The following is a 21,782-nucleotide window of genomic DNA, read 5'->3' as shown; positions in this document are numbered from 1 at the left end:
CGACGCCGGCGGGACGACACGATCCGCCGGACCGGAGAAAGATCGGCCGCCGCAGGCGCCGACTTGAGCGTCACTGCGGCTGGAAGCCGCTGGCGCGGATGATGCGCGCCCAGGTCGCGCGGTAGGCCTGCTCGCGCGCGGCCAGCTTCGGGCCGTCGCTGAAGCCCACGCTCAGGCCCATCGCGGTCAGCCGCGCATGCACCTCGCGCTGCGAGATCACCCGCGCCAGCGCCGCGGCGAAGCGCTCGCGCACGTCCGCCGGCGTGCCCGCCGGCGCGAACACGCCGTAGTAGGGCATGTCCTCGAAGCCTGCCAGACCCAGCTCGGCGAAGGTCGGCACCTCCGGCAGCGCCGCCTGGCGCCGTCCGCCCAGCACCGCGACCACCTTCAGCCGGCCGGCGCGGTGGTTCTCGATGAAGTCGGGAATCGAGCCGACGCCGGCGGCGATCTGGCGGCCGAGCAGGTCGGTGATCATCGGCGCGCTGCCGCGGTAGGGCGCGGCCACCAGGTCCAGGCCGTACTTGTCGCCGATCACCTTGACCAGGAATTCCGGCACCGAGGCCGGCGCCGGCACGCCGATCGCGCCCTTGCCCTGGCCGGGGCCGCGCACCCAGTCGACGTACTCGCGCAGGCTCCTGGCCGGCGTGGCGTCCGACAGCGCCAGCGCGTTGACGAAGTCGGCGAAGCCGGCCACCGGCACGAAGTCCTTCGCCGGATCGAAGCCGGGATGGCGCGACACCAGCGGCAGGATCGAGATGGTGTGGTCGTGGCTGAGGAAGAAGGTGGTGCCGTCGGGCGCGGCCGTCTTGAGCGCCTGCGCGGCGAGCTGGCCGCCGGCGCCGGGCTTGTTCTCGACGATGACCTGCTGGCCGAGCACCTCGTGCAGCCGCTCGGCCAGCAGCCGGGCGATGGCATCGGTGCCGCCGCCGGCAGGGAATCCGACCAGCAGCCGGATCGTGCGGCTGTCGGCTCGGGCGGCCGGCCAGGCGGCGGCGGCGAGCGCCGCGGCCCCGGTGGCCAGGACGGAGCGGCGGGAAGGACGGGCTTGCGGGTCGGTCATGTCGTCGGGATCCTCGGCAGGACGGTGAAAGGGCAGCGTTGCCGTCATGGTAGCCCCGTGCCCGGGTCGGGGGCCTGACGCCGCGCACACGCTAAAGTCACCCGCCATGGACGAGACGAACGCCCGACGGGTGCTGCTGCTGCGCGCCTTCGAGACCGCCCGCCCCGCGCATCCGCTGTGGGGCGAGGACGACCGCCGCTGGGCCTCGCGCGTCGCGCTCGAGGAAGCGCCTGCCGACGACACGCCCGAGCGCTTCCTCGCACGCCGCGCCGAGGCGGCGCTGCGCCGGCTGGGTCCGCGCGAGTCGCATGTGCGCGACTGGCTGGCGCGGCCGCCGTGGCGCGGGCGCTGGATGCCGGCCGCGCTCGGCCTGGGCCTGATGCTCGGGCTGGTGGCCGACGCGCTCGGCCCCGCGCACCGCATCAGCCTGCTGGCGCCGCCGGTCTGGGCGCTGGTGCTGTGGAACGTCGTGGTGATCGTGCTGTCGGTGCTGCACGGCCTGCTGGCGCTGCGCCCGGCGGCGAGGCCGCGCAGCGCCGGCCTGCAGGCCTGGCTGGCGCGGCGCACGCTCGACCTGGGCCGCCTGCTGCGCACCCGCCGCGCCGAGCGCCGGGCGCCGCCGGACGCGCCCGACGCCCCCAGCCTGGCCAGCCTGCTCGATGCGCTGGCGGCGCAATGGCTGGCGCTGGGCTCGCCGCTGGCCGGCGCGCGCGCCGCGCTGCTGCTGCACCTGGGCGCGATCGGGGTGGCGCTGGGCATGATCGCCTCGCTCTACCTGCGCGGGCTGGTGTTCGACTACCGCGTCGGCTGGTCGAGCACCTTCCTGGACGCGGCGACGGTGCACCAGGCGCTGGCGCTGCTGCTCGAGCCGGCCGCGCGCCTGTCCGGACTGGCGCTACCCGATGTCGCGACGCTGCAGGCGCTGCGCGTGGCCGAAGGCACGGCCGCGCTGCCGGCGCCCGGCGGCATCGACACCGCCGCGCCGTGGATCCACCTGTGGGCGATCACGCTGGGGCTGGCGGTGGTGCTGCCGCGCGCGCTGATGGCGCTGCTGGCGGCGCTGCACGCCGCCTGGCTGTCGCGGCGCTTCCCGCTGCGGCTCGACGAGCCCTATTTCCGCGACCTGCTCGGCCAGCAGCGCCGCACCGACGCGCCGCTGCGGCTGCTGCCGCATGCGCAGGCCCCGGCGCCGGCGCAGCTCGACGCGCTGACCGACTGGCTGCGCGCGCACCTCGGCGAGACGCTGACGCTGCAGGTCGCGCCGGTGCGCGGCTACGGCAGCGAGGACGAGGCGGCGCTGCAGGGTGCGGTGGCCGGCGCGCCGGCGATGCTGCTGCCGTGGATCGACCTGTCGGCGACGCCGGAGGCCGAAGTCCACGGCCGCTGGCTGCGCTCGCTGCTGGGCGCGTCGGCCCCGGCGGGACGGCCGGGCCCGCGCCTCGTCGTGCTGCTGGAGGAAGGCGGCTTCGCCGCGCGCTTCGCCGACAGCGCGCCGGCCCGGCTGGCCGAGCGCCGACAGGCCTGGCGGGCGCTGGTCGAGGGCCTGGGCCTGGACTGCGCGCTGCTGCGCGACGGCAGGCCCGACCCGGCCGATGCGGCCAGCCTGGCCGCGCTGTCGGGCACCGACCCGGCCGGAGCCGCCGCATGAGCACCGACATGAACGCCGACCGGGACAGGCCCGCGCCGGCCGGTGCCTCCGGCCGCGACGAGCGCACGCTGGCGCTGACCCTGGTGTCGCACACCAACATCGGCAAGACCACGCTGGCGCGCACGCTGCTCGGGCGCGACGTCGGCGTGGTGCGCGACGCCACGCATGTGACCGAGTTCGCCGACGCGCACCTGCTGATCGAGGCGCCCGACGGCGCGCGGCTGATGCTGTGGGACACGCCCGGCTTCGGCGACAGCGTGCGGCTGGCGCGGCGCATGCGCCAGTCCGGCACGCCGCTGGGCTGGCTGCTCGGCCAGGTCTGGGACCGCTGGCGCGACCGCGCCTTCTGGGCCAGCCAGCAGGCGCTGCGCAACGTGCGCGACGAGGCCGACGTGGCGCTCTATCTGGTGAGCGCGGCCGAGTCGCCCGAGGCGGCGGGCTATGTCGAGCCGGAAATGGAACTGCTGGCCTGGACCGGCCTGCCGGTGATCGTGCTGCTCAACCAGCTCGGCGGCCCGGACGATCCGGCACGCCAGCAGGCCGAGCTGGAGCGCTGGCGCACGCGGCTGCAGGGCTTCGCGCCGGTGCGTGCGGTGCTGCCGCTGGACGCCTTCTCGCGCTGCTGGGTGCAGGAGCTGGTGCTGCTGGGCCGGATCGAGCAGGTGCTGCCCGAGGCGCGCCGGCCGCTGATGGTGCGGCTGCGCCAGGCCGGGCGAGCGCAGCGGCTGGCGCGGCTCGACACGGCGATGCAGCTGCTGGCCGCCAGCCTGGCGCGCATCGCCGCGACGCGCCTGCCGGTCGACGAGGACGGCCTGCTGCGCGGCACGCTGCGCCAGGTCGGCAGCGCGCTGGGCCTGCGCCGCGACGACGAGGCCAGCCCGGTGCAGCGCGCCGGCCGCCAGCTAGCGCAGCAGCTCGACGGCGAGATCCGCGCCAGCACCTCGGACCTGCTGCACCTGCACGACCTCGACGGCGAGGGCCGCGCCGACGAGCTGCTGCAGCAGATCGGCCAGGCCTTCGACCACAGCGAGCGGCTCGCGCCGGGGCCGGCGGCGCTGGTCGGCGCGCTGGTGTCGGGCGCGCTGAGCGGACTGGCCGCGGACATCGCCAGCGGCGGGCTGACGCTCGGCGGCGGCATGATCGCCGGCGGCGTGCTCGGCGCGCTGGGTGCGGCCGGACTGGCGCATGGCCTGAACCTGGTGCGCGGCCGCGACGGCAGCCGGCTGTGCTGGCAGGAGAGCGCGCTCGACCAGCTGGTCGCCGGCGCGCTGGTGCGCTACCTGGCGGTCGCGCATTCGGGCCGCGGACGCGGCCCGTGGAGCCAGACGGCCACGCCCGCGCACTGGCGCTCGCAGGTCGACACGGCGCTGGCCGCCCGCCGAGCCGAGCTCGAGGCCGCCTGGGGCGAGCGCGACGACACGATCGCCACCACCGCACGGCTGCAGGCGCTGCTCGGCGAGGTCGCCGCCGAGGTGCTCGCAGCGCTGCACCCGGACGCTGCCGGCGAACTGCCCCCGCCTCGCCTCGCTTCTTGACGCATCCCGCCGGGCCGGGCGGGCGCACGATCGCCAGTCATCCGCAGGGCGGACGGCCGGGTGCCGTCACGTCCTGCACTCCTTCGTCCCCCCGATCGCCGCCATGCGGACATGACAGCGGCACATGCACCAGGAGCGTTCATGGACAGGCATCTTCCCGGTCTCTCGATCTCGAAAAAGCTCGCGCTGGCCTTCGCGGTGCTTGCCGTGCTGATGCTGGCCGTGGCGGCCACCGCGCTGATGCAGATGCGGCGCATGAACGCGCTGTCCGACGACATCGTCGGCAACTGGCTGCCCAGCGTCGAAACCGTCAACCAGATGCGCACGCTGGCCAACGAACTGCGGCTCACCGAGACGGCACACATCCTGAACACCGACGACAAGACCATGGCCGAGCTCGACAGGCAGCTGGCCGAGACGATCCGGACCTTCGATGCCACGCATGCGGACTATGCCAAGCTGATCAGCAGCGACGAGGAGGCACGCATCCATGACCGGTTCGAGACCGCCTGGAAGAGCTACATGGCCACGCACGCGAAGATGATCGATCTGTCGCGCCGCAACGAGAACGAAGCCGCCAAGAAGCTTCTCGATGGCGAGGGCCGGCAGAGCTTCGCCACGGCCCAGGCCGACCTCGTCCAGCTCGTCAAGATCAACCACGACGGCGCAGGCACGGCCAGCACCGCCTCGGCGGCCGTCAGCAGCCAGGGCCTGTGGATCGTCATCGCCGGCACGCTGGTCGCGCTCGGCGCCGCGGTCGTGATGGCCTGGCGCCTGACCGCCTCGATCACCCGGCCGCTGCACGAGGCGGTCGAGATCGCCGACCGCGTCGCCTCCGGCGACCTGACCGTGCCGATCCACGCCGGCTCGAACGACGAGACCGGCCAGCTCATGGCCGCGCTCGGCCGCATGCAGGCGCGTCTGGTCGAGATCGTCGGCACGGTGCGCGGCAACGCCGAGCTGGTCGCCTCGGCCAGCCAGGAGATCGCGCAGGGCAACCAGGACCTGAGCCGCCGCACCGAGGACCAGGCCAGCGCGCTGGAGCAGACCGCCGCGACGATGGAGCAGCTCGGCTCGACGGTGCGCCACAACGCCGAGAACGCCCGCGAGGCCAGCACGCTGGCCAGCCAGGCCAACCACGCCGCGCAGCGCGGCGGCGAGGTCACCGCCCAGGTCGTCGACACGATGCGCTCGATCAACGAGAGCTCGCGCAAGATCGCCGACATCATCGGCGTGATCGACGGCATCGCCTTCCAGACCAACATCCTGGCGCTGAACGCGGCGGTCGAAGCGGCCCGCGCCGGCGAGCAGGGCCGCGGCTTCGCGGTGGTCGCCACCGAGGTGCGCAACCTCGCGCAGCGCTCGGCCTCGGCCGCGCGCGAGATCAAGACGCTGATCACCGACAGCGTCGCCCGCGTCGACCAGGGCTCGCAGCTGGTCGACCAGGCCGGCGAGACGATGACGCAGATCGTCGAGAACATCCGCCACGTCGGCGAGATGATCGAGAAGGTCAGCCTGGCCAGCCAGGAGCAGAGCACCGGCGTCGGCCAGGTCGGCCAGGCGGTGACGCAGATGGACCAGACCACGCAGCAGAACGCCGCGCTGGTCGAGCAGTCGGCCGCGGCCGCCGACAGCCTGCGCCAGCAGGCGCAGCAGATGGTGCAGGCGATGGCGGTCTTCCGCCTCGCCCACGAGCACTGAGCGGAATCAGGCCGGCGCTGCCGCCGGGGCGCCCTGCCCTGCCGGATGGCGCAGCACCGGCTGCGGCGACAGGCCGTGCGCCATCAGCAGCGCGCCGCGGAAGCGGTTCAGGCCATGGCGATGGCGGGCGCGGATGCGGGCCGCCAGCCCCATGTCGCGGCGCAGCGCGTCCGACTCCACCAGCCGCGCCAGCGCCTGCAGCAGATCGGCGCGCCGCCCGCCGAGCTCGCCCGACAGCGCCTCGATGACACGCTCCCGGTAGGCCGGCGCGCTGGTGGCCACCACCGGCAGCCCGGCCGCCATCGCCTCGGCCAGTCGAGCTGCGCCCAGGCCGGCCGCGTCCGGCGCCAGATACACCCAGGCCGAGGCCAGCGCCGCCGCCCGCGCCGCCGCACCGTCGGCCTCGATCAGCCGCACCTGCGCCGCCTTCAGCAGCGGCTGCACCGACGCCGGCGCCGGCCCGATCCAGCCGAAGCCCGGCTGGCGCACCGGGTCGATGCCCGACATCATCACCGCCAGCTCCGCCAGCGCGCGGGCGACCGTCTCGTCGGCCGCAGCCTCCCCGGTCGCGGCACACGCCACCAGCGGCTGCGGCGCCTCGGCGCGCACCGCCTCGAAGAAGACCTCGTCCACCTCGGCCTCGGCGCCGGACGGCGGCTCGGCCGGCGACGCGCGGTGCAGCGCATCGACCCGGCCCGGCCGCACCAGCAGCACCGAGCGCTCGCCGCGCCCGGGCAGCAGGCGTGCTGCCAGCGCCGGCGCCACGCCGTGCACGAACAGCGGCAGCCCGGGCTGCGGACAGGCGTGCAGCACATGGCGCGCCAGCAGCAGCGCCGGCGTGCCGTGCAGGTGCAGCGCCACCAGCGGCTCGCCAGCCGGATCGGCCGCGGCCTGCAGGCGCTGGCGCAGCGCCGCCGCGATGGCGCGCATCGGCGGCGGCACCGGCACCTGCACGCTGTCCGGACACATCAGGCGCGCCGAGCGCAGCGCCGCCGCGTCGGCGGCCATCGGCAGCACCTCCTGCGCCAGGCCGCCATCGGCCAGCGTCAGCAGCGTCGGCCACAGCGTGCCGCCCTGCCCGCCCGGCCGCAGCCGCGTCACCAGATGGAGCGCGCGGCTCATCGCGCGCCGCTGCCCAGCACCACCACGCGCAGCGTGCGCAGCAGGATGCTCAGCCGCAGCCTCAGGCTGTGCTGCTCGACGAACTCGCGGTCGAGCTCGACGCGCTCGTCGTAGGTGGTGTCGTTGCGGCCGCTGACCTGCCACAGGCCGGTCATGCCCGGGCGCACGCTCAGGTAGTGCCAGCGCACCTGGCCGTAGCGCGGCAGCTCGGCCAGCGTGATCGGGCGCGGGCCCACCAGGCTCATCTCGCCGCGCAGCACGTTGAAGAGCTGCGGCAGCTCGTCGAGGCTGGTGCGGCGCAGGAAATGGCCGATCGGGGTGATGCGCGGATCGTCGGTCAGCTTGTGGTCGCGCTCCCATTCGGCGCGCGCGGCCGGGTCGCGCTCGAGCAGCTCGCGCAGCATGGCCTCCGAGTCGAGGTACATGCTGCGGAACTTCAGGCAGCGGAAGGGGCGGCCGTGCTGGCCGATGCGGTAGTGGCCGAACAGCACCGGCGCGCCGTCGCGGCGCCACACCAGCAGCGCGATCACCGCCATCAGCGGCGCGAACAGCAGCAGCAGCAGCAGCGCGGCGAGCTGGTCCAGGCGCAGGTGCAGCGCCGCCATCAGGCCGGTCGGCGTGCGCCGGCAGCGGTGGCGGAAGCGACTGGCCCCGCCGACGAAGTCCTGCAGCGGACGCGCGGATCCCGCGTCTTCAGGTTGTTTCGATTTCATACAAAAATCTTCCTGCATTGCCGGCCTCGATCGGATCGGGCGTTGTTTTCATGCATTATTCATCCGATCCCTCTCCGACAGATGAAGCCACCTGCAGACATGGGTCACACCGGGCGGCCGCATCGCGGACACTGCGCAATCCGCACCCTGCGCGGCCCATGTTGACGCATGCAAGGATCATCTTGAGCGCAAATATGAATAAAAGTCCAAATATCAGCGCGTGATGAAGCCCATCCCCCGCAGCCCGGCGGCGGCGGAGCGGGTCTCTCCCGTGGCTGCAGGGTGGTCGATGGCGCAGGAATACGCGCCAATCCGATCATCAGCAGTCAAGACTCACGCCTGAATCTCAGGTTTCAATCCGAAACAAGACTCCCGATCGACCCCATGTCGCTTGCCCGTTTCCTGATGGCGCTCCGGGCCCGCTGGCGCCTGGCGCTGGCGGTCCTGGCCTCCGTGCTCGGCCTGACCACCGCGGTCAGCCTGCTGCTGCCCGCGCAGTACACCGCGACCGCCATGGTGCTGGTCGATCCGCGGGCGGCCGATCCGCTGGCCCAGGGCGGCGCGCAGCCGCAGCAGGCCGCGGCCTACATGGCGATGCAGGTCGACCTGATCCAGAGCGAGCGCGTCGCGCGCACGGTCATCGCCGCCACCGGACTGGGCCGCGAAGGCGGCAGCGAACGCACGCTGTGGCGCTCGCGCACCGGCGGCGAGGGCGACTTCGAGTCCTGGCTGGCGGCACGCATGCGCAAGCGCCTGGACGTGCGCCCGGCCAAGGAGTCCGGCGTGATCTCGATCGGCTACACGGCGGGCTCCCGCGAGGAGGCCGCGCAGCTGGCCAACGCCTTCGTGCAGGCCTATGTGGACAACAGCCTGGCGCTGCGCCTCGATCCGGCGCGCAGCAGCAGCGACTTTCTCGGCGAGCGCGCCACCCAGCTGCGCCAGGCGCTCGAGGGCGCGCAGCAGCGCCTGTCGGCCTTCCAGCGCCAGCACGGCCTGCTGGCGGTGGGCAGCGACGAGCGGCTCGACATCGAGACCGCGCGACTGAACGAGCTCTCCAGCCAGCTGGTGGCGCTGCAGGCGCAGGCCGGCGAGTCGGGCAGCCGGCGCAGCCAGGCCGCGGCCAGCCCGGAGCGCTCGCCCGAGGTGCTCGGCCACCCGGTCGTGGCCGGCCTGTCGTCCGAGCTGATGCGCCAGGAGGCGCGGCTGGACGAGATGGGCGCGCGGCTGGGCGAGCAGCATCCGGCGATGGTCGAGCAGCGCGCCACCGTCGCGCGGCTGCGCCAGCAGCTCGCGGCCGAGTCGCGCCGCATCGCCGCGACGCTGGGCACCAGCGACAGCGTCAACCAGCAGCGCCTGGCGCAGGCCCGCGCGGCGCTGGAGGCGCAGCGCGCCCGGGTGCTCGAGCTGACCACCCGCCGCGACGAGGCGCGCGTGCTGCAGCGCGACGTGCAGAACGCGCAGGCCGCCTACGACACGATCGCCGGCCGCGCCACGCAGAGCGCCACCGACAGCCAGGCGCGGCTGAGCAATGTCTCGATCCTGAAGCAGGCCACGCGCCCGGCGCTGCCATCCTCGCCGCAGCTCGACGTCAACCTGGGCATCGCCGCGGTGCTGGGCACGGTGCTGGCGCTGGCGGCCACGCTGGTGGCCGAGCTGCGCGATCGCCGGCTGCGCTGCGCCGACGACGTGCCCGAGCTGCTCGACCTGCCGCTGCTGGTCGAGATCCCGGCGCCGAACCGCGGCGCACGCAGCGCGATCGCCGCCTTCCCGGCCCGCCTGCGCGCGCCCGAGCGCACCTGAGCCGGGAGGCCGCCATGGACAGGATCCCGCGCGAACTCGAGCGCGAACCGGCCGGCACGACGCTGGCGGTGCGCCCGCCCGCCCACGAGCAGCCCCTGGGCGAGCTGCTGCGCGGGATCGGCCCGATCGGGGACGAGGACATCGCCCGCATCGTCGCGCTGCAGGCCGAGCGCGGCCTGCGCTTCGGCGAGGCGGCGCTGGCGCTGGGCCTGGTGCAGCCGGCGCAGCTGCAGCAGGCGCTGGCGCGCCAGTTCGGCTACGCCTGCGTCGATGCGGCCCAGCATCCGCACCTGGCCGAGCTGAGCGTCGCGACCGATCCGCACGGCGAGTGCGCCGAGCTGTGGCGCGACCTGCGCGCGCAGCTGATGCTGCGCGTGCCCGAGGACGTCACGCGCCGGCCGCTGGCGCTGGCCATCGTCAGCCCGGAGCGCGGCGACGGCCGCACCCATGCCGCGGCCAACCTGGCCGTCGCGTTCAGCCAGCTCGGCGAGCGCACCGTGCTGGTCGACGCCGACCTGCGCTCGCCGCGGCTGCACCGGCTGTTCGCGCTGCCGGCCCGGCCCGGCCTGAGTGCGCTGCTGGCCGACCCCGGCTTCGATCTCGAGAGCGATCCCGGCCTGGACCGCATCGACCCGCTGCCCAGCCTGCAGGTGCTGCAGGTCGGCGCGCCGCCGCCCAATCCGCTCGAGCTGCTGCAGCGCGGTCGCTTCGGCGCGCTGCTGGAGGTGCTGGCGCGCCGCTTCGACCGCATCGTCGTCGACACCCCGCCGGCCTGCGACGGCGCCGACGCGCGCGTGATCGCCACGGCCTGCGGCCAGGCGCTGGTGCTGGCGCGGCGCCACCGCAGCCGCGCCGCGGACCTGCGCACGCTGGTCGACGCGCTGCGGCGCGAGTCGGTCGACCTGGCCGGCGTGGTCGTCAACGGGACCTGACGGTGGCCGCACCGACGCCGACCCGCCGCGCGATGCCGGGCCAGCTCGCCGAGCTGGCGCTGACCCATGTCGCCACCTTCGCGTTCCCGCTGGTGTTCGCGGTGGTGTGCGGGCGCACGCTGGGCATCCACGACTACGGCGTGGTGTCCTTCTACGCGGCGCTGGGCGGCTTCCTGGGCATGATCATCGAGTTCGGCTTCGACTGGTACGGCACCCGCGAGGTGGCGCGCCGGCGCGAGGATGCGGCGCACGGCCACCGCACGCTGTGGAACATCACCGCGACCAAGCTGCTGCTGTGCGCGACGGTGGCCAGCGGCTGCGGCGCGCTGCTCGGCCTGATCCGGCCGCAGGACGAGTGGCCGCTGATGCTGGCCTCGCTGGCCTACCTGGTCGGCTTCGCGCTCGACGCCGGCTGGTACGTTCGTGCGCTCGAGCAGACGCGGCTGCTGCTGGCCATCACCACCGGCGTGCGCCTGCTCGGCGTGCTGGTGCTGGTGACGGTGGTGCCGCGGGTGGCGACGATGACCTGCGCGCTGTCGGTCTATGCGCTGGTGTCGCTGGCCACCAGCGGCCTGACCTGGTTCCACCTGCTGCGCCGCGGCCTGGCGCGGCGCGCGCGCATCGACGCCGGCACGATGGGCCGGCTGCTGCGCGGCTCCTGGGCGATCGTGTTCGGCAACGTCAACGGCGCGATGCTGACCAACGGCGGCATCGCGCTGCTGGGCCTGCACGCCGATCCGGCCACCGTCGGCGCGGCCAACCTGGCGCTGCGGGTGCGCATGGCCGGGCAGGCGACGCTGCTGCCGCTGCAGCAGCTCGGCTTCGTGCGCATCTCGGCGCTGGCGGCGCGCTCGCCGGACGAGGCGCTGGCCTTCGGCCGGAAGCTGATGGCCGCGACGCTGGTGGTCGGCGTCGGCGTGGCGGCGCTGTGCATGCTCGCGGCGCCGCACATCGTCGGCTATGTCTTCCACGAGGAGAAGCCGGTCGCCGTCATGCTGGTGCTGCTGCTGGCGCTGAGTGTGCCGATCCAGGGTATCGCCAACCTGTTCGGCCAGCAGACGCTGATCGCGCTGGGCCGCGAGCGCCGCTACGCGCTGATCCAGACCGCCGCGACGCTGGTGTTCTGCGCGCTGCTGGCGGGGCTGACGCGGCTGTCGCAGCGCAGCGCCTACGGCTGGGCGATCGTCGGCGCGGAGTCGACGGTGCTGCTGCTGTCGGCGCTGATGCTGGTGCTGCAGCCGCCGCGCGCGCGCGCCGCGGGGCCGGCCCGGGTCGCCGGGGAGGCCGCATGAGGACCGGACTGCGGACGCTCGCGCCGGCCGCGGGCGGCGCGATGCCGTGGTGGTGCGCGCCGGCGGGCATCGCCGCCGGCTTCCTGCTGCCGCTGATGTTCCTGATCGCCTGGGCCGGCGAGATCCGCCACCCGGCGCTGACGATCCGCGGCGTGCAGGTGCTCGATCTGGACTGGCTGCTGCTGGGCGGGCTGATGATCGTCGCGCTGGCGCTGGGCGGCTGGCTGGGCGCGCAGCTGCAGCCGGCGGCCGGCGCGCCGCGGCGCATCGGCGAGGGTGGCGACCGCGCCGCCATCGCGATCGGCCTGGTGGCGACGCTGGGCTTCGCGCTGTGGTTCCGCGACTTCCTGCTCGACCCGGCGCTGCTGTGGGCGACGCTGACCGGCGCCTACAAGCCCGAGCGCGACAGCATCGAGCTGACGCCCGGCCTGACCTCGCTGGCCAACACCGCGCCGGTGTTCTTCTCGCTGTACGCCTTCCGCCGTCTCGACACCGACCTGCCGCGGCGGCCGCTGCCGCGCGCGATGAACCTGCTGGCGCTGCTGCTGGTGCTGCTGACGGCCTTCCGCGTCTATGTCTGGTCGGAGCGGCTGGCGCTGATCGAGTCGCTGGTGCCCTTCGGCCTGGCGATCGGGCGCTGGGCCGCGGCGCGGCGCGGCGGCCCCTGGTCGCTGCTGCGCCTGGCCGGGCCCTTCGTCGCGATCCCGCTGGTGATCGTCTACTTCGGCGCGGCCGAGTACGCGCGCTCCTGGGCCTCGGACACCTACCAGGGCAAGATGGACTTCTGGGAGTTCGCGCTCGGGCGCTTCGCCGCCTACTACTACACCTCGCTGAACAACGGCGCGAGCCTGCTGGCGAACTCCGCCTGGCCGACCTGGACCTTCGAGTTCACGCTCGAGTGGCTGCACCGCGCGCCGCTCGGCCTGGGCCAGCCCTTCTCGGCGCTGGTCGGCTACGCCGGGCGCAGCTTCGAGCTGCACCTGCTCGCCTACCAGGACCCGGAGTTCAACAGCCCCTCGGGCATCTACGCGGTCATCTCCGACCTCGGCCTGACCGGCGGCGCGCTCTACATGAGCCTGGTGGGCCTGCTCAGCGGCCTGGCCTTCCGCGCCTACCGCGAGGGCCGCCTCGCCGGCGTGGCGATCTACCCGATCTTCTTCATCACCTTCATGGAGATGTACCGCTATCCCTACCTGGGCACCGCGCGCTCCTTCACCTGGAGCTGCGGCATCGTGCTGACGCTGCTGCTGGCCCACCTGATGGCGCCGGCACCGGCGCCGGCCGCGGGTCGCGCTTCCTCCCGGCCGGCCACCGGCGAGGCCGAGGCATGAACCTGCACACGAGCCGCCCGCGGCTGAGCATCGTCGTCGTCAACCGCCGGCGCGAGCGCTTCGTCGCGCACGCGATCGAATCGGCGCTGGCGCAGACGCTGCGCCACGACACGCCCGAGGCGCTGGAGATCCTGATCGTCGACGCCGGCTCGCGCGACGGCTCGCTGGCGGCGATCCGCCGCCACGCGCCGCAGCTGCCGCTGATCGCGCTCGACGACGACAGCGAGGCCGCGGCGATGAACGCCGGCTTCGCCGCGGCACGCGGCGAGCTGATCGTCTTCCTGGAGTCGGAGGACTGGCTGCATCCGGAGGCCGCCGCCGAGGTGCTCGCGGCCTGGCGCCCGGGCGTCAGCAAGGTGCAGTTCCGACTCGACCTGGTCGATGCCGACGACCGTCCGCTGGGCCGCCTGCTGCCGCGCGACCTGCACGGCGGCGCGCAGGCGCTGGCGCTGCTGCGCGAGTTCGGCGCCTACGGCTCGCCGCCGTGCTCGGGCAACGCCTTCCACCGCGACTACCTCGCGCGGGTGCTGCCGCTGGACGAGGCGCCGTGGCATGACGGCGCCGACACCGTGCCGATCCTGCTCGCGCCGGCCTGCGGCGAGGTGCGCTCGATCCCGGTCGCGCTGGGCGCCTGCCGCAGCGGCGGCGAGGACGAGCTGCTGGCCGTCGGCCGCCACGGCTCGCTCGCCGACGCCTGCCGGCGCATCGACCAGGGCAAGCAGGCGCTGTCGTCGGCGCTGGAGCGCCTGGGCATCGCGCACCGCCGCCCGGCGGGGCTGGCGCCGTGGGAGGCGCGCACGCTGGTGCTGGGGCTGCGCTTCGGCGGCGCACCGGCCGGGCTGCCGCGGCGGCGCACCGTCGTGCGCGTGCTGCGCTCGGTGCTGCGCTGGCCGGGCCTGGCGCCGGCGCGGCGGCTGCTGATGCTGGGCTGGATGGTCGCGGTGCTGCTGCTGCCCGACACGCCGGCCCGCCGGATCGCGCGGCTGCACCGGCGCGAGAGCGGCACGGTCGCCGATCCGGGCCGCGAGCCCGACAGCTCGCCCGCAGCGCAGCACCGGCTGGCACGCCTGCTGCGCCGGCTCTGAAGCACGAGGCAGGAGAGCCCGAGCATGCTGATCAACGCCCGTTTCCTGACCCGCCCGGCCACCGGCGTGGACCGCTTCGCCATCGAGCTGCTCGGTGCGGGCGCGCGGCTGGGCCTGCTGCCGCAGGCGCGCGCGATCGTGCCGCAGGACGCCGCGCTGGTCACGCCGCTGCCGCCGGGCCTGGGGCTGGAGCGCGCCGGCCGCCACCAGGGCCACCGCTGGGAGCAGACCGAGCTGCCGGCGCTGGCCGGCGACGAGCCGCTGGTGAACCTGTGCAACACCGCCCCGCTGCGCCACCAGCGCCAGATGGTGGTGATCCACGACGCGGCGGCGGTGGCCAATCCGCGCAACTACGGCTTCGCCTTCCGCCACTGGTACCGGGTCATGCTGGACTCGGTGATGCACCGCGCGCGCGTCGTCACCACGGTGTCGCGCTTCAGCGCCGGCGAGCTCGAGCGCCATTTCGGCCGGCCCTTCCTCGACATCGAGGTGCTGCCCGAGGGCGGCGAGCACATCCTGCGCCTGCCGGCCGATCCGACGGTGTTCGAGCGCCTGGACCTGCAGGGCCGGCGCTACGTGCTGGCGGTCGGCAGCCTGTCGCACAACAAGAACTTCGCCGCGGTGCTGAAGGCGATGGCGCTGCTGGACGATCCCGGCATCGTGCTGGTGGCCGCCGGCGGCGGCAACGCGCGCATCTTCGCGCAGGCCGGCGGCCTGGACCTGGACGACAGCCGGCTGCAGCGCACCGGCTACGTCAGCGACCAGCAGCTGCGCGCGCTCTACGAGGGCGCGGCCTGCTTCGTCTTCCCGTCCTTCTACGAGGGCTTCGGCCTGCCGCCGCTGGAGGCGATGTGCTGCGGCTGCCCGGTGATCTCCTCCGACCGCGCCTCGCTGCCGGAGGTCTGCGGCGACGCCGCGCTCTACTGCGACCCGGACGATCCAGCCACGCTGGCGGCGCAGCTGCGCCGGGTGCTGGGCTCCAGGACGCTGGCGGCCGAGCTGCGCGAGGCCGGCCGGCTGCGCGCGGCGCATTTCACCTGGGAGCGGGCCGCACGCGAGTTCGCCGACCTGATGGACCTGCACTTCGTCTGAGGAGGATTTCCCGATGTCCGCCCTGCCCCGTCCCGAGCGCGTCGCCATCGTCCACGAATGGCTGGTCAACCATGCCGGCAGCGAGAAGGTGGTCGAGCAGCTGCTGAAGATCTATCCGCAGGCCGACCTGTATTCGGTGGTCGACTTTCTCGGCCCCGGCGAGCGCGGCTTCCTGGGCGGGCGGGTCGCGCGCACCACCTTCATCCAGCGCCTGCCGGGCGCGCGCAAGCGCTTCCGCCACTACCTGCCGCTGATGCCGCTGGCGGTCGAGCAGCACGACCTGTCGGGCTACGACCTGATCGTCTCGTCGAGCCACGCGGTGGCCAAGGGCGTGCTGACCGGGCCGGACCAGCTCCATGTCTGCTACATCCATTCGCCGATCCGCTATGCCTGGGACATGCAGCACCAGTACCTGCGCGAGTCCGGCATGGAGGGTGGCATGAAGGGCGCCTTCGCCCGCGCGATGCTGCACTACATGCGGCTGTGGGACAGCCGCACCGCCGCCGGCGTCGATCGCTTCGTCGCCAACTCGGCCTTCATCGGCCGGCGGGTGCGCAAGGTCTACCGGCGCGAGGCCGGCGTGGTGCATCCGCCGGTGGACGTGGCGCGCTTCGCGCTGCGCGCCGACAAGGAGGACTTCTACCTGACCGCCTCGCGCATGGTGCCGTACAAGCGCATGCCGATGATCGTCGAGGCCTTCGCGCGCATGCCGCAGCGCCGGCTGGTGGTCATCGGCGACGGTCCCGACATGGACAAGGTGCGCGCCGCCGCCGGCCCGAACGTGACGGTGCTCGGCTTCAAGGACGACGCCACGCTGGTCGACCACATGCAGCGCGCGCGCGCCTTCGTCTTCGCCGCCGAGGAGGACTTCGGCATCACCCCGGTCGAGGCCCAGGCCTGCGGCACGCCGGTGATCGCCTACGGCCGCGGCGGCTCGCTGGAGACGGTGCGCGGCCGCGGCGACCCGGCGCGGCGCACCGGCGTGTTCTTCGACGCGCAGACGCCCGAGGCGCTGATCGCCGCGGTCGAGGCCTTCGAGGCGCTGCCCGAGCCGATCGCGCCCGAGACCTGCCGCCGCCACGCCGAGGACTTCGCGCCGGAGCGCTTCCGCGAGCGCTTCGCCGCCGAGGTCGAGCGCGCCTGGGCCGCCTTTCACGCGCCGGCCGACGAGGCGGCCCTCGCCCGGCCGGCGCCCCGGCCCTCGGCCCCGATCGCGGCCCCGATGCCGGCCCCGGTCCCGACCCGCGCTGCCGCCCTGCCGATGCCGACGCCCCTGCCCCCGCCCGAACCCACGCCGATGCCCGCCTCCGCCCCTCCGAGCCCGACGCCACGGCACGATCCCGCGGCCGACGAGCCGCAGCTCTCGCCGGAGGTGCATGCCGCCTACCGCCCGATGCCCGATCCGCTGGCGCCGCACGACGAGCCGGCCGCAGGCACGCCGACGCCGCCGGCCCATCCCGGGCGACCGCTCGGCGAGCTGCTGCGCACCATCCGGCCGCTGTCGGACGGCGACATCGCGCACATCCTGGTGGTGCAGAAGCGCCTGCAGCTGCGCTTCGGCGAGGCCGCGGTCGCGCTCGACCTGGCCACGCAGGCCGACGTGCTGTGGGCGCTGGCGCAGCAGTTCAACTATCCCTACTCGCTCGACGCCAGCCGGCTCGGCGCCGGCGGCCTGGTCGTCGCGACCGATCCCTACGGCGCGCAGGCCGAGGCCTTCCGCGAGCTGCGCAGCCGCATCATGGCCGGCCCGCGGGTGCCGATGGCGGTGGTCAGCCCGGACCACGGCGACGGCCGCACCCATGTCGCGGCCAACCTGGCCATCACCTTCAGCCAGCTCGGCGAGCGCACCGTGCTGGTCGACGGCAACCTGCGCGAGCCGGCGCTGCACCGCGTCTTCGGCCTGAAGGAGCGCGCCAGCCTGTCGGACCTGCTCAACGGCCGCCGGCCGCAGCGGCCCTTCGACCGCTCGGCCGACCTGCCGGGCCTGTTCGTCATGCAGGTCGGCGCGCCGCCGCCCAATCCGCTCGAGCTGCTGCAGCAGCCGCTGTTCGGCGTGCTGCTGCGCGAGCTGCAGCGCGAGTTCGACCGCGTCATCGTCGACACGCCGCCGGCACGCGCCTGCGCCGACGCGCGCGTCATCGCCGCGACCTGCGGCCAGGCGGTGCTGGTCGGCCGCAACGGCCGCACCGACGCGCGCTCGATGAACCTGCTGGTGGACCGGCTGCGCCGCACCCGCGCCGACATCGCCGGCGTGGTGCTCAACGCCTACTGAGCCCCCGCGGCGCAGTCGACGCGCGCGCCCAGGACGGCCGGATCCTGGCGTCCGTCGCCCAGGTGCAGCGCCGGCACGCCGCTGTCGTCGACCCGGTTGTCCGCGACATGCAGCCGGCCGATGCCGGGCAGGCGCGGCGGCACGCGCCAGCGGTGCACCTCGACGGCCGCATGGCCGGTCGGCGCGCCGGCGGCCCGGGCCGCGTCCTGCGGCCGGCCGATGCGCTCGAGGCGGTTGCCCTCGACGCGCACCTCGTCGACGCCGCGCGTGTGCCACGAGCCCTCGCGGGCGATCAGGATGCCGGCGGCGCGCAGCACGTCGGCGATGCGGTTGTCGCGCAGCGTGATGTGCTCGCCGCCGACCACCGACAGCCCGCGCCCCCAGCGCCCGCCGGCGACCTCGTTGCCGGCGACGAGCACGTCGCGCACCGGCGCCGCGTCGGCCTCGTAGGACACCACCGAGATCAGGTCGTCGCCGGCGTCGCGCACCCGGTTGCCGAGAATGCAGCCGCGATGGCTGGCGCCGGTGACATGGATGCCGTCGGCCAGCGTGCCGCGCACCTCGGTGCCGGTGATCGCGAAGTCCGAGGCGCCCAGCACCAGCACGCCGGCCGAGGCGGCGCCGTCGATGCGCACGTCGCGCACCCGCTGGCCGGCGCCGCGCAGCACCAGCCGGGACTGCTCGGGCCGGTCGCCGCGGCGCTCGGGACGCGCCGTCAGCCTCAGGCCGAGCACGCCGGTGGCATCGGCCTGGAGCACCAGCGCGTGGTCATGCGGATCGGTGGCCTGCAGCGTGGCCCCGACGCCACGCAGCGTCACGCCGGGCCGGTCGATGACCAGGCTGTGCGCCTGGATGTAACGACCCGGCGGCAGCACCAGCACGGATCCCGGCGGCAGTGTCGCCAGCGCACGACGGATCGCGTCGTCGTCCGGCCGGTCGTCGTCGGCGATCGCGCCGAAATTGCGCACATCCACCTCCGGCCCGGGCAACCCGCAGGCATGCGGGCACGCGGCGGAGACGACGGTGGGGGCGGATGCAGAGGGCGGCGGGGGAGCGGCACGGACGGCCGCAGGGCCGCAGGCGACTGCGGCGAGGATCAGCCCGGCAACGGCCGCCTTCCGGGCCGATCGAGGCCCGTCCTCAGAGAGGTCCTCTCCACGCCGGGGCGGGCCGGCGCCAGTCCGGCGCGTCCGGGTCTGCGACACACTGCCGCGCATCAGGTCCCTTGCTTCCGTGATGACCGGACTTCGCTGGACTGGCACTCGCTGCCCGTCCCCGGCGTGAAGATTCACATGAATGGTAGCCGGGGACTCGGTCGTTCCCGTGACTTGGATTAAACCGAAGTTAAAAAATACGCCACTTGTTAAAACTCGCTTCAGATTGCAAGTCCTGTGGCGGATGCGCCCGTGCGCGGGCCGGTGATCGAGGTGTCCAGATAGGCTTTCGTGTTCGGATGCACCTGCGGGTCGGCCAGCAGCTCCTCGGCGCGGAACCAGCGCAGCTCGCGGTGCTGCGCATCGGCGGCCTGCAGCTCGCCCGCGGGCAGGCGCAGCGTCCAGGCCAGCACGACGTAGTGCGTGCCCAGGCCCTCGACGCCGGCGAAATTGTCCGGATAGAGGTGCTGGTAGACGCCGAGCGGGCGCGCCTGCGCGGCCAGCGCCGCCGGCAGGCCGAGCTCGGCCGCGGCGACGCGCTCGATCGCCTGCTCGACGCGCTCGTCCTTCAGGATGCGCCCGCCGGGCACGAACCAGCTCGCCTGCGCCGGCCGGTTGCTGCGCCAGCCCAGCAGGAGACGGCCCTGCGGATCGAGGCAGATCAGGTCGATCGAGACCAGCGGCGTGTGGCGGATCACCTCGACCAGCGTCTCGCGGGGCAGGCGGGCAGGGAGGGCAGGCTGTGGAGAATTCATCGGGCGGCTCGGATCGGCGGAAGCAGAAAGCACGGGGGTGGACACGAGGCGGCCGGCCGGGGCCGGTCAGCGCAGCAGCGGCCGCGACATCACCCGCTGCTCGATGTCGGCCATCATGCGCCGGTAGGCCGGCGCGCCGATGCCGCCGTAGCGGGCCTGGAACTCGGCCTGCGGCATGAACTCGGGCAGGTCGGCCACCGTCGGCATGAAGTCGTCCTCGGGCAGCGCGTCGCGGCCGGCCGCCGCGCGCAGCCGCCCCGGGTCGTGCACGACGATCTGGCCGAAGCGGGTGCCGGCGCGGTCGGCGGCGAGGTCGTTGAAGCTGAAGCCGCTGCCGTCGCGCGAGTCGGCGACCTCCTTGTACATGCCGATCGCGTCGGCCAGGCGCCCGCCGCCCTCGGCGGCCAGCACCGCCGAGATCAGGAAATGCATCGCGAAGTCGCCGCGGCCGCGCAGGGTCACCTGGCGCGCCGGCGCACGCGGCCAGTCGCGCGCCTGCGGCACGATGCGCGACAGCGGCTGGCCGCTGGCGTGCAGCGCCATGACGATCAGCGCGGCGCGGTATTCCTCGGTCAGCTGCGCGGGCGGACAGTCCAGGCCGCAGCGCCCGCCGGCGAAGGCCAGCATCGGCCGCAGCAGCACCGGCAGTGCCACCGGCTCGGGCGCCTTGCGCGCCAGCCGCGCCAGCTCCGCGGCATGGGCCTGGAGCCGCGGCACCAGCCCCGGCGGCAGCAGCGACTCGCGCAGCCGGTCCGGCGCATCCTCGCGCCAGACATAGGCGACCTCGACCCGGTCGGGCGCGAAGCCGACCCGCTGCACCATGTCGAGCAGCAGATCGACCTGGGGCGCGGCGCCGCGGCGCGCGATCTCGCGGCGCAGCAGCCACTCGGCCAGCGTCGCCGGCACCGGCAGCCGGCCCAGGCGCAGCCGCTCGAGCTCGGGCAGGCCGCCGGTCTCGCGCAGCGCGGCCTCGATGTCGAGCCAGCGGCCGAAGGGCGCGAAGGCCGGCGACAGCTCGACGCTGGCCTGCAGCAGCGCGTGCCCGTCCTGCAGCGTCAGCCGGCTGGGCACATGCAGCAGGCGCTGCGTCGCGTCGTTGAGCAGCAGGTCGACGTCGCGGCCTTCGGCCCGGAAGACCTGCAGCGCCGGCGCGCCGCCTTCGGGCGGGCGGGCGTGCGGCGCCCGGCGCGGGTCGGCCCGCACCAGCTGCTGCTTCAGCCGCACGATGTCGCCGGCGTCGAGCGCGGCGGCATCGCGCGCGACGCCGGGGCGCGAGCGCAGCGCCAGCGCCAGGACCAGCACGAGCAGGCCGGCACAGGCCAGCACGATCCAGGACAGCGGCCGCAGCAGGGAGGCGATCTTCATGAGCGGCGCATCTTAGACGCGCGGCCCGGTCCCGATCCGGGAAAACCCCTCACTCCGCTCCCGGGCCGTCGTCCCGGTCGGGCGGCCCCCCGGACTCCGGCGGGCGCAGGTAGAGGCGGTCCGAGTAGGTCGCCAGCCACTCCGGCCGGAAGGCGACGAAGATCGCCACCACCATGCCGACCAGGAAGGCGTCGCCCCAGGCGGCCAGCCAGCGGCCGATCATCTGCTCGTCCGGATCGAGGCCGGGCGTGGCGCCATGCAGCGCCATCGACAGCGCGCCCGACAGCACGCAGCTCAGTGCGGTCGCGACGAAGCCGCGGCCGAGGATGTAGACGAAGAGCTGGTGGGGCAGCCAGCGCCGCACCGCCGCGCCCAGGCCCAGCGCGATCGTCGCCGGCATGTCGCCGAGCCAGACCAGCCGGTGCAGCGCCTCGGCGCCCTCGAGTCCGGCCATCGCCCAGGTCGCCAGCGCCACCGGCACCATCGCCAGCACCGCCAGCGGCCAGCCGGCCATCATCATCAGCAGCACCGCGCCCGACAGCGGCTGCACCACCGTCGACGCGACATAGCGGTCGGTGCCCCACAGCACCGGCATGACCGCGCACCAGCCCAGCCAGACCCACGGCGGCCCGGCCGGACCGACGACACGCCAGGGGCGCAGCCACAGCGCCACCGCCACCGCCACGGCGGCCAGCACGAGATCGAGTTCCATGGTCCGGCATCGTAGAGGGACCGCGGAGCACCACGCTGACATCGCGCAATCCCCCGGAAAACCCGAACTCGGGCACATCTGCCCCCTCGAGACACACCGATCATCGACGCGAAGCGGGAGTTGGGCCGCCATACCGGCTACAGTGCCGGCCAACGCAAAGGACTTCGCACACCGATCGGCCGGCACAGTCGGCCCAGCCACCATGGCGTCTAC

17 protein-coding genes are annotated in these 21,782 nt (G+C 74.4%); 10 read left to right on the top strand and 7 right to left on the bottom strand.

The annotated features are described in order from the left end of the window. Nucleotides 1–70 precede the first annotated feature (70 nt). Nucleotides 71–1,060 (bottom strand): Bug family tripartite tricarboxylate transporter substrate binding protein, encoded by a 990-nt coding sequence (locus HNQ01_RS00910; RefSeq protein ID WP_173803432.1) that lies wholly within the window; start codon nucleotides 1,058–1,060, stop codon nucleotides 71–73. Between the two features lie 106 nt (nucleotides 1,061–1,166). On the opposite strand from HNQ01_RS00910, the gene HNQ01_RS00905 reads away from it, so the two are divergent. The 3 genes from HNQ01_RS00905 (at nucleotide 1,167) to HNQ01_RS00895 (ending at nucleotide 5,944) form a co-directional block, all read left to right on the top strand. Then, nucleotides 1,167–2,708: a DUF2868 domain-containing protein gene (locus tag HNQ01_RS00905; protein ID WP_173803431.1), complete on the top strand. Its 1,542-nt coding sequence runs from the start codon at nucleotides 1,167–1,169 to the stop codon at nucleotides 2,706–2,708. Further along, nucleotides 2,705–4,243, top strand: coding sequence for a DUF3482 domain-containing protein (locus tag HNQ01_RS00900; RefSeq protein WP_286180383.1), 1,539 nt, complete (start codon nucleotides 2,705–2,707; stop codon nucleotides 4,241–4,243). Before HNQ01_RS00905 ends, HNQ01_RS00900 begins: the two co-directional genes overlap by 4 nt. A gap of 141 nt (nucleotides 4,244–4,384) precedes the next feature. Further along, entirely contained in the window at nucleotides 4,385–5,944 is a 1,560-nt protein-coding gene (locus tag HNQ01_RS00895; protein WP_173803430.1) for a methyl-accepting chemotaxis protein, read from the top strand. 6 nt (nucleotides 5,945–5,950) lie between these two features. Here the strand turns inward: HNQ01_RS00895 and HNQ01_RS22265 are convergent, their stop codons facing one another. Beyond that, nucleotides 5,951–7,066, bottom strand: coding sequence for a glycosyltransferase (locus HNQ01_RS22265; protein WP_173803429.1), 1,116 nt, complete (start codon nucleotides 7,064–7,066; stop codon nucleotides 5,951–5,953). Further along, nucleotides 7,063–7,779: a sugar transferase gene (locus tag HNQ01_RS00885; protein WP_473964403.1), complete on the bottom strand. Its 717-nt coding sequence runs from the start codon at nucleotides 7,777–7,779 to the stop codon at nucleotides 7,063–7,065. The genes HNQ01_RS22265 and HNQ01_RS00885 overlap by 4 nt, the downstream gene beginning before the upstream one ends. Nucleotides 7,780–8,163: 384 nt before the next feature. On the opposite strand from HNQ01_RS00885, the gene HNQ01_RS00880 reads away from it, so the two are divergent. The 7 genes from HNQ01_RS00880 to HNQ01_RS00850 are packed head-to-tail and all read left to right on the top strand — an operon-like array spanning nucleotide 8,164 to nucleotide 17,583. Beyond that, complete coding sequence (locus tag HNQ01_RS00880; RefSeq protein WP_173803427.1) at nucleotides 8,164–9,579, top strand: Wzz/FepE/Etk N-terminal domain-containing protein; 1,416 nt, start codon at nucleotides 8,164–8,166, stop codon at nucleotides 9,577–9,579. Nucleotides 9,580–9,593: 14 nt separating this feature from the next. Then, nucleotides 9,594–10,511 carry a hypothetical protein gene (locus tag HNQ01_RS00875; protein ID WP_173803426.1) on the top strand — a complete coding sequence of 306 codons (918 nt, stop codon included), beginning with the start codon at nucleotides 9,594–9,596 and terminating at the stop codon, nucleotides 10,509–10,511. A gap of 2 nt (nucleotides 10,512–10,513) precedes the next feature. After that, nucleotides 10,514–11,803 carry an oligosaccharide flippase family protein gene (locus HNQ01_RS00870; protein ID WP_173803425.1) on the top strand — a complete coding sequence of 430 codons (1,290 nt, stop codon included), beginning with the start codon at nucleotides 10,514–10,516 and terminating at the stop codon, nucleotides 11,801–11,803. Continuing rightward, nucleotides 11,800–13,134 carry an oligosaccharide repeat unit polymerase gene (locus tag HNQ01_RS00865; RefSeq protein ID WP_173803424.1) on the top strand — a complete coding sequence of 445 codons (1,335 nt, stop codon included), beginning with the start codon at nucleotides 11,800–11,802 and terminating at the stop codon, nucleotides 13,132–13,134. Before HNQ01_RS00870 ends, HNQ01_RS00865 begins: the two co-directional genes overlap by 4 nt. Further along, nucleotides 13,131–14,219 (top strand): glycosyltransferase family 2 protein, encoded by a 1,089-nt coding sequence (locus HNQ01_RS00860; RefSeq protein ID WP_173803423.1) that lies wholly within the window; start codon nucleotides 13,131–13,133, stop codon nucleotides 14,217–14,219. Before HNQ01_RS00865 ends, HNQ01_RS00860 begins: the two co-directional genes overlap by 4 nt. A 24-nt stretch (nucleotides 14,220–14,243) precedes the next feature. Then, the gene (locus HNQ01_RS00855; protein WP_173803422.1) at nucleotides 14,244–15,311 is read left to right on the top strand and encodes a glycosyltransferase family 4 protein; all 1,068 of its coding nucleotides are present in this window, start codon (nucleotides 14,244–14,246) and stop codon (nucleotides 15,309–15,311) included. Between the two features lie 13 nt (nucleotides 15,312–15,324). Continuing rightward, nucleotides 15,325–17,583: a polysaccharide biosynthesis tyrosine autokinase gene (locus HNQ01_RS00850; protein WP_173803421.1), complete on the top strand. Its 2,259-nt coding sequence runs from the start codon at nucleotides 15,325–15,327 to the stop codon at nucleotides 17,581–17,583. Here the strand turns inward: HNQ01_RS00850 and HNQ01_RS00845 are convergent. The 4 genes from HNQ01_RS00845 to HNQ01_RS00830 form a co-directional block, all read right to left on the bottom strand. Next, a complete protein-coding gene (locus tag HNQ01_RS00845; protein WP_173803420.1) occupies nucleotides 17,577–18,557 on the bottom strand; it encodes a right-handed parallel beta-helix repeat-containing protein in 981 nt (326 codons plus the stop codon). The two genes, HNQ01_RS00850 and HNQ01_RS00845, sit on opposite strands and share 7 nt — an antisense overlap. 401 nt (nucleotides 18,558–18,958) lie before the next feature. Beyond that, complete coding sequence (locus HNQ01_RS00840; RefSeq protein WP_173803419.1) at nucleotides 18,959–19,492, bottom strand: GDP-mannose mannosyl hydrolase; 534 nt, start codon at nucleotides 19,490–19,492, stop codon at nucleotides 18,959–18,961. A 66-nt stretch (nucleotides 19,493–19,558) separates the two neighbouring features. Then, on the bottom strand, nucleotides 19,559–20,857 hold the full coding sequence (locus HNQ01_RS00835; RefSeq protein ID WP_173803418.1) for a YfiM family lipoprotein: 1,299 nt from the start codon (nucleotides 20,855–20,857) through the stop codon (nucleotides 19,559–19,561). Between the two features lie 49 nt (nucleotides 20,858–20,906). Continuing rightward, nucleotides 20,907–21,569, bottom strand: a complete 663-nt coding sequence (locus HNQ01_RS00830) for a hypothetical protein (RefSeq protein WP_173803417.1) — start codon at nucleotides 21,567–21,569, stop codon at nucleotides 20,907–20,909. Nucleotides 21,570–21,782: the final 213 nt, after the last annotated feature.

The organism is Sphaerotilus uruguayifluvii, assembly GCF_013294065.1.
In the GTDB taxonomy this organism is placed as follows: domain Bacteria; phylum Pseudomonadota; class Gammaproteobacteria; order Burkholderiales; family Burkholderiaceae_C; genus Sphaerotilus; species Sphaerotilus uruguayifluvii.
The sequence above is the reverse complement of the archived record's forward strand: the minus strand, read 5'-3'. Positions and strand labels throughout refer to the sequence as shown.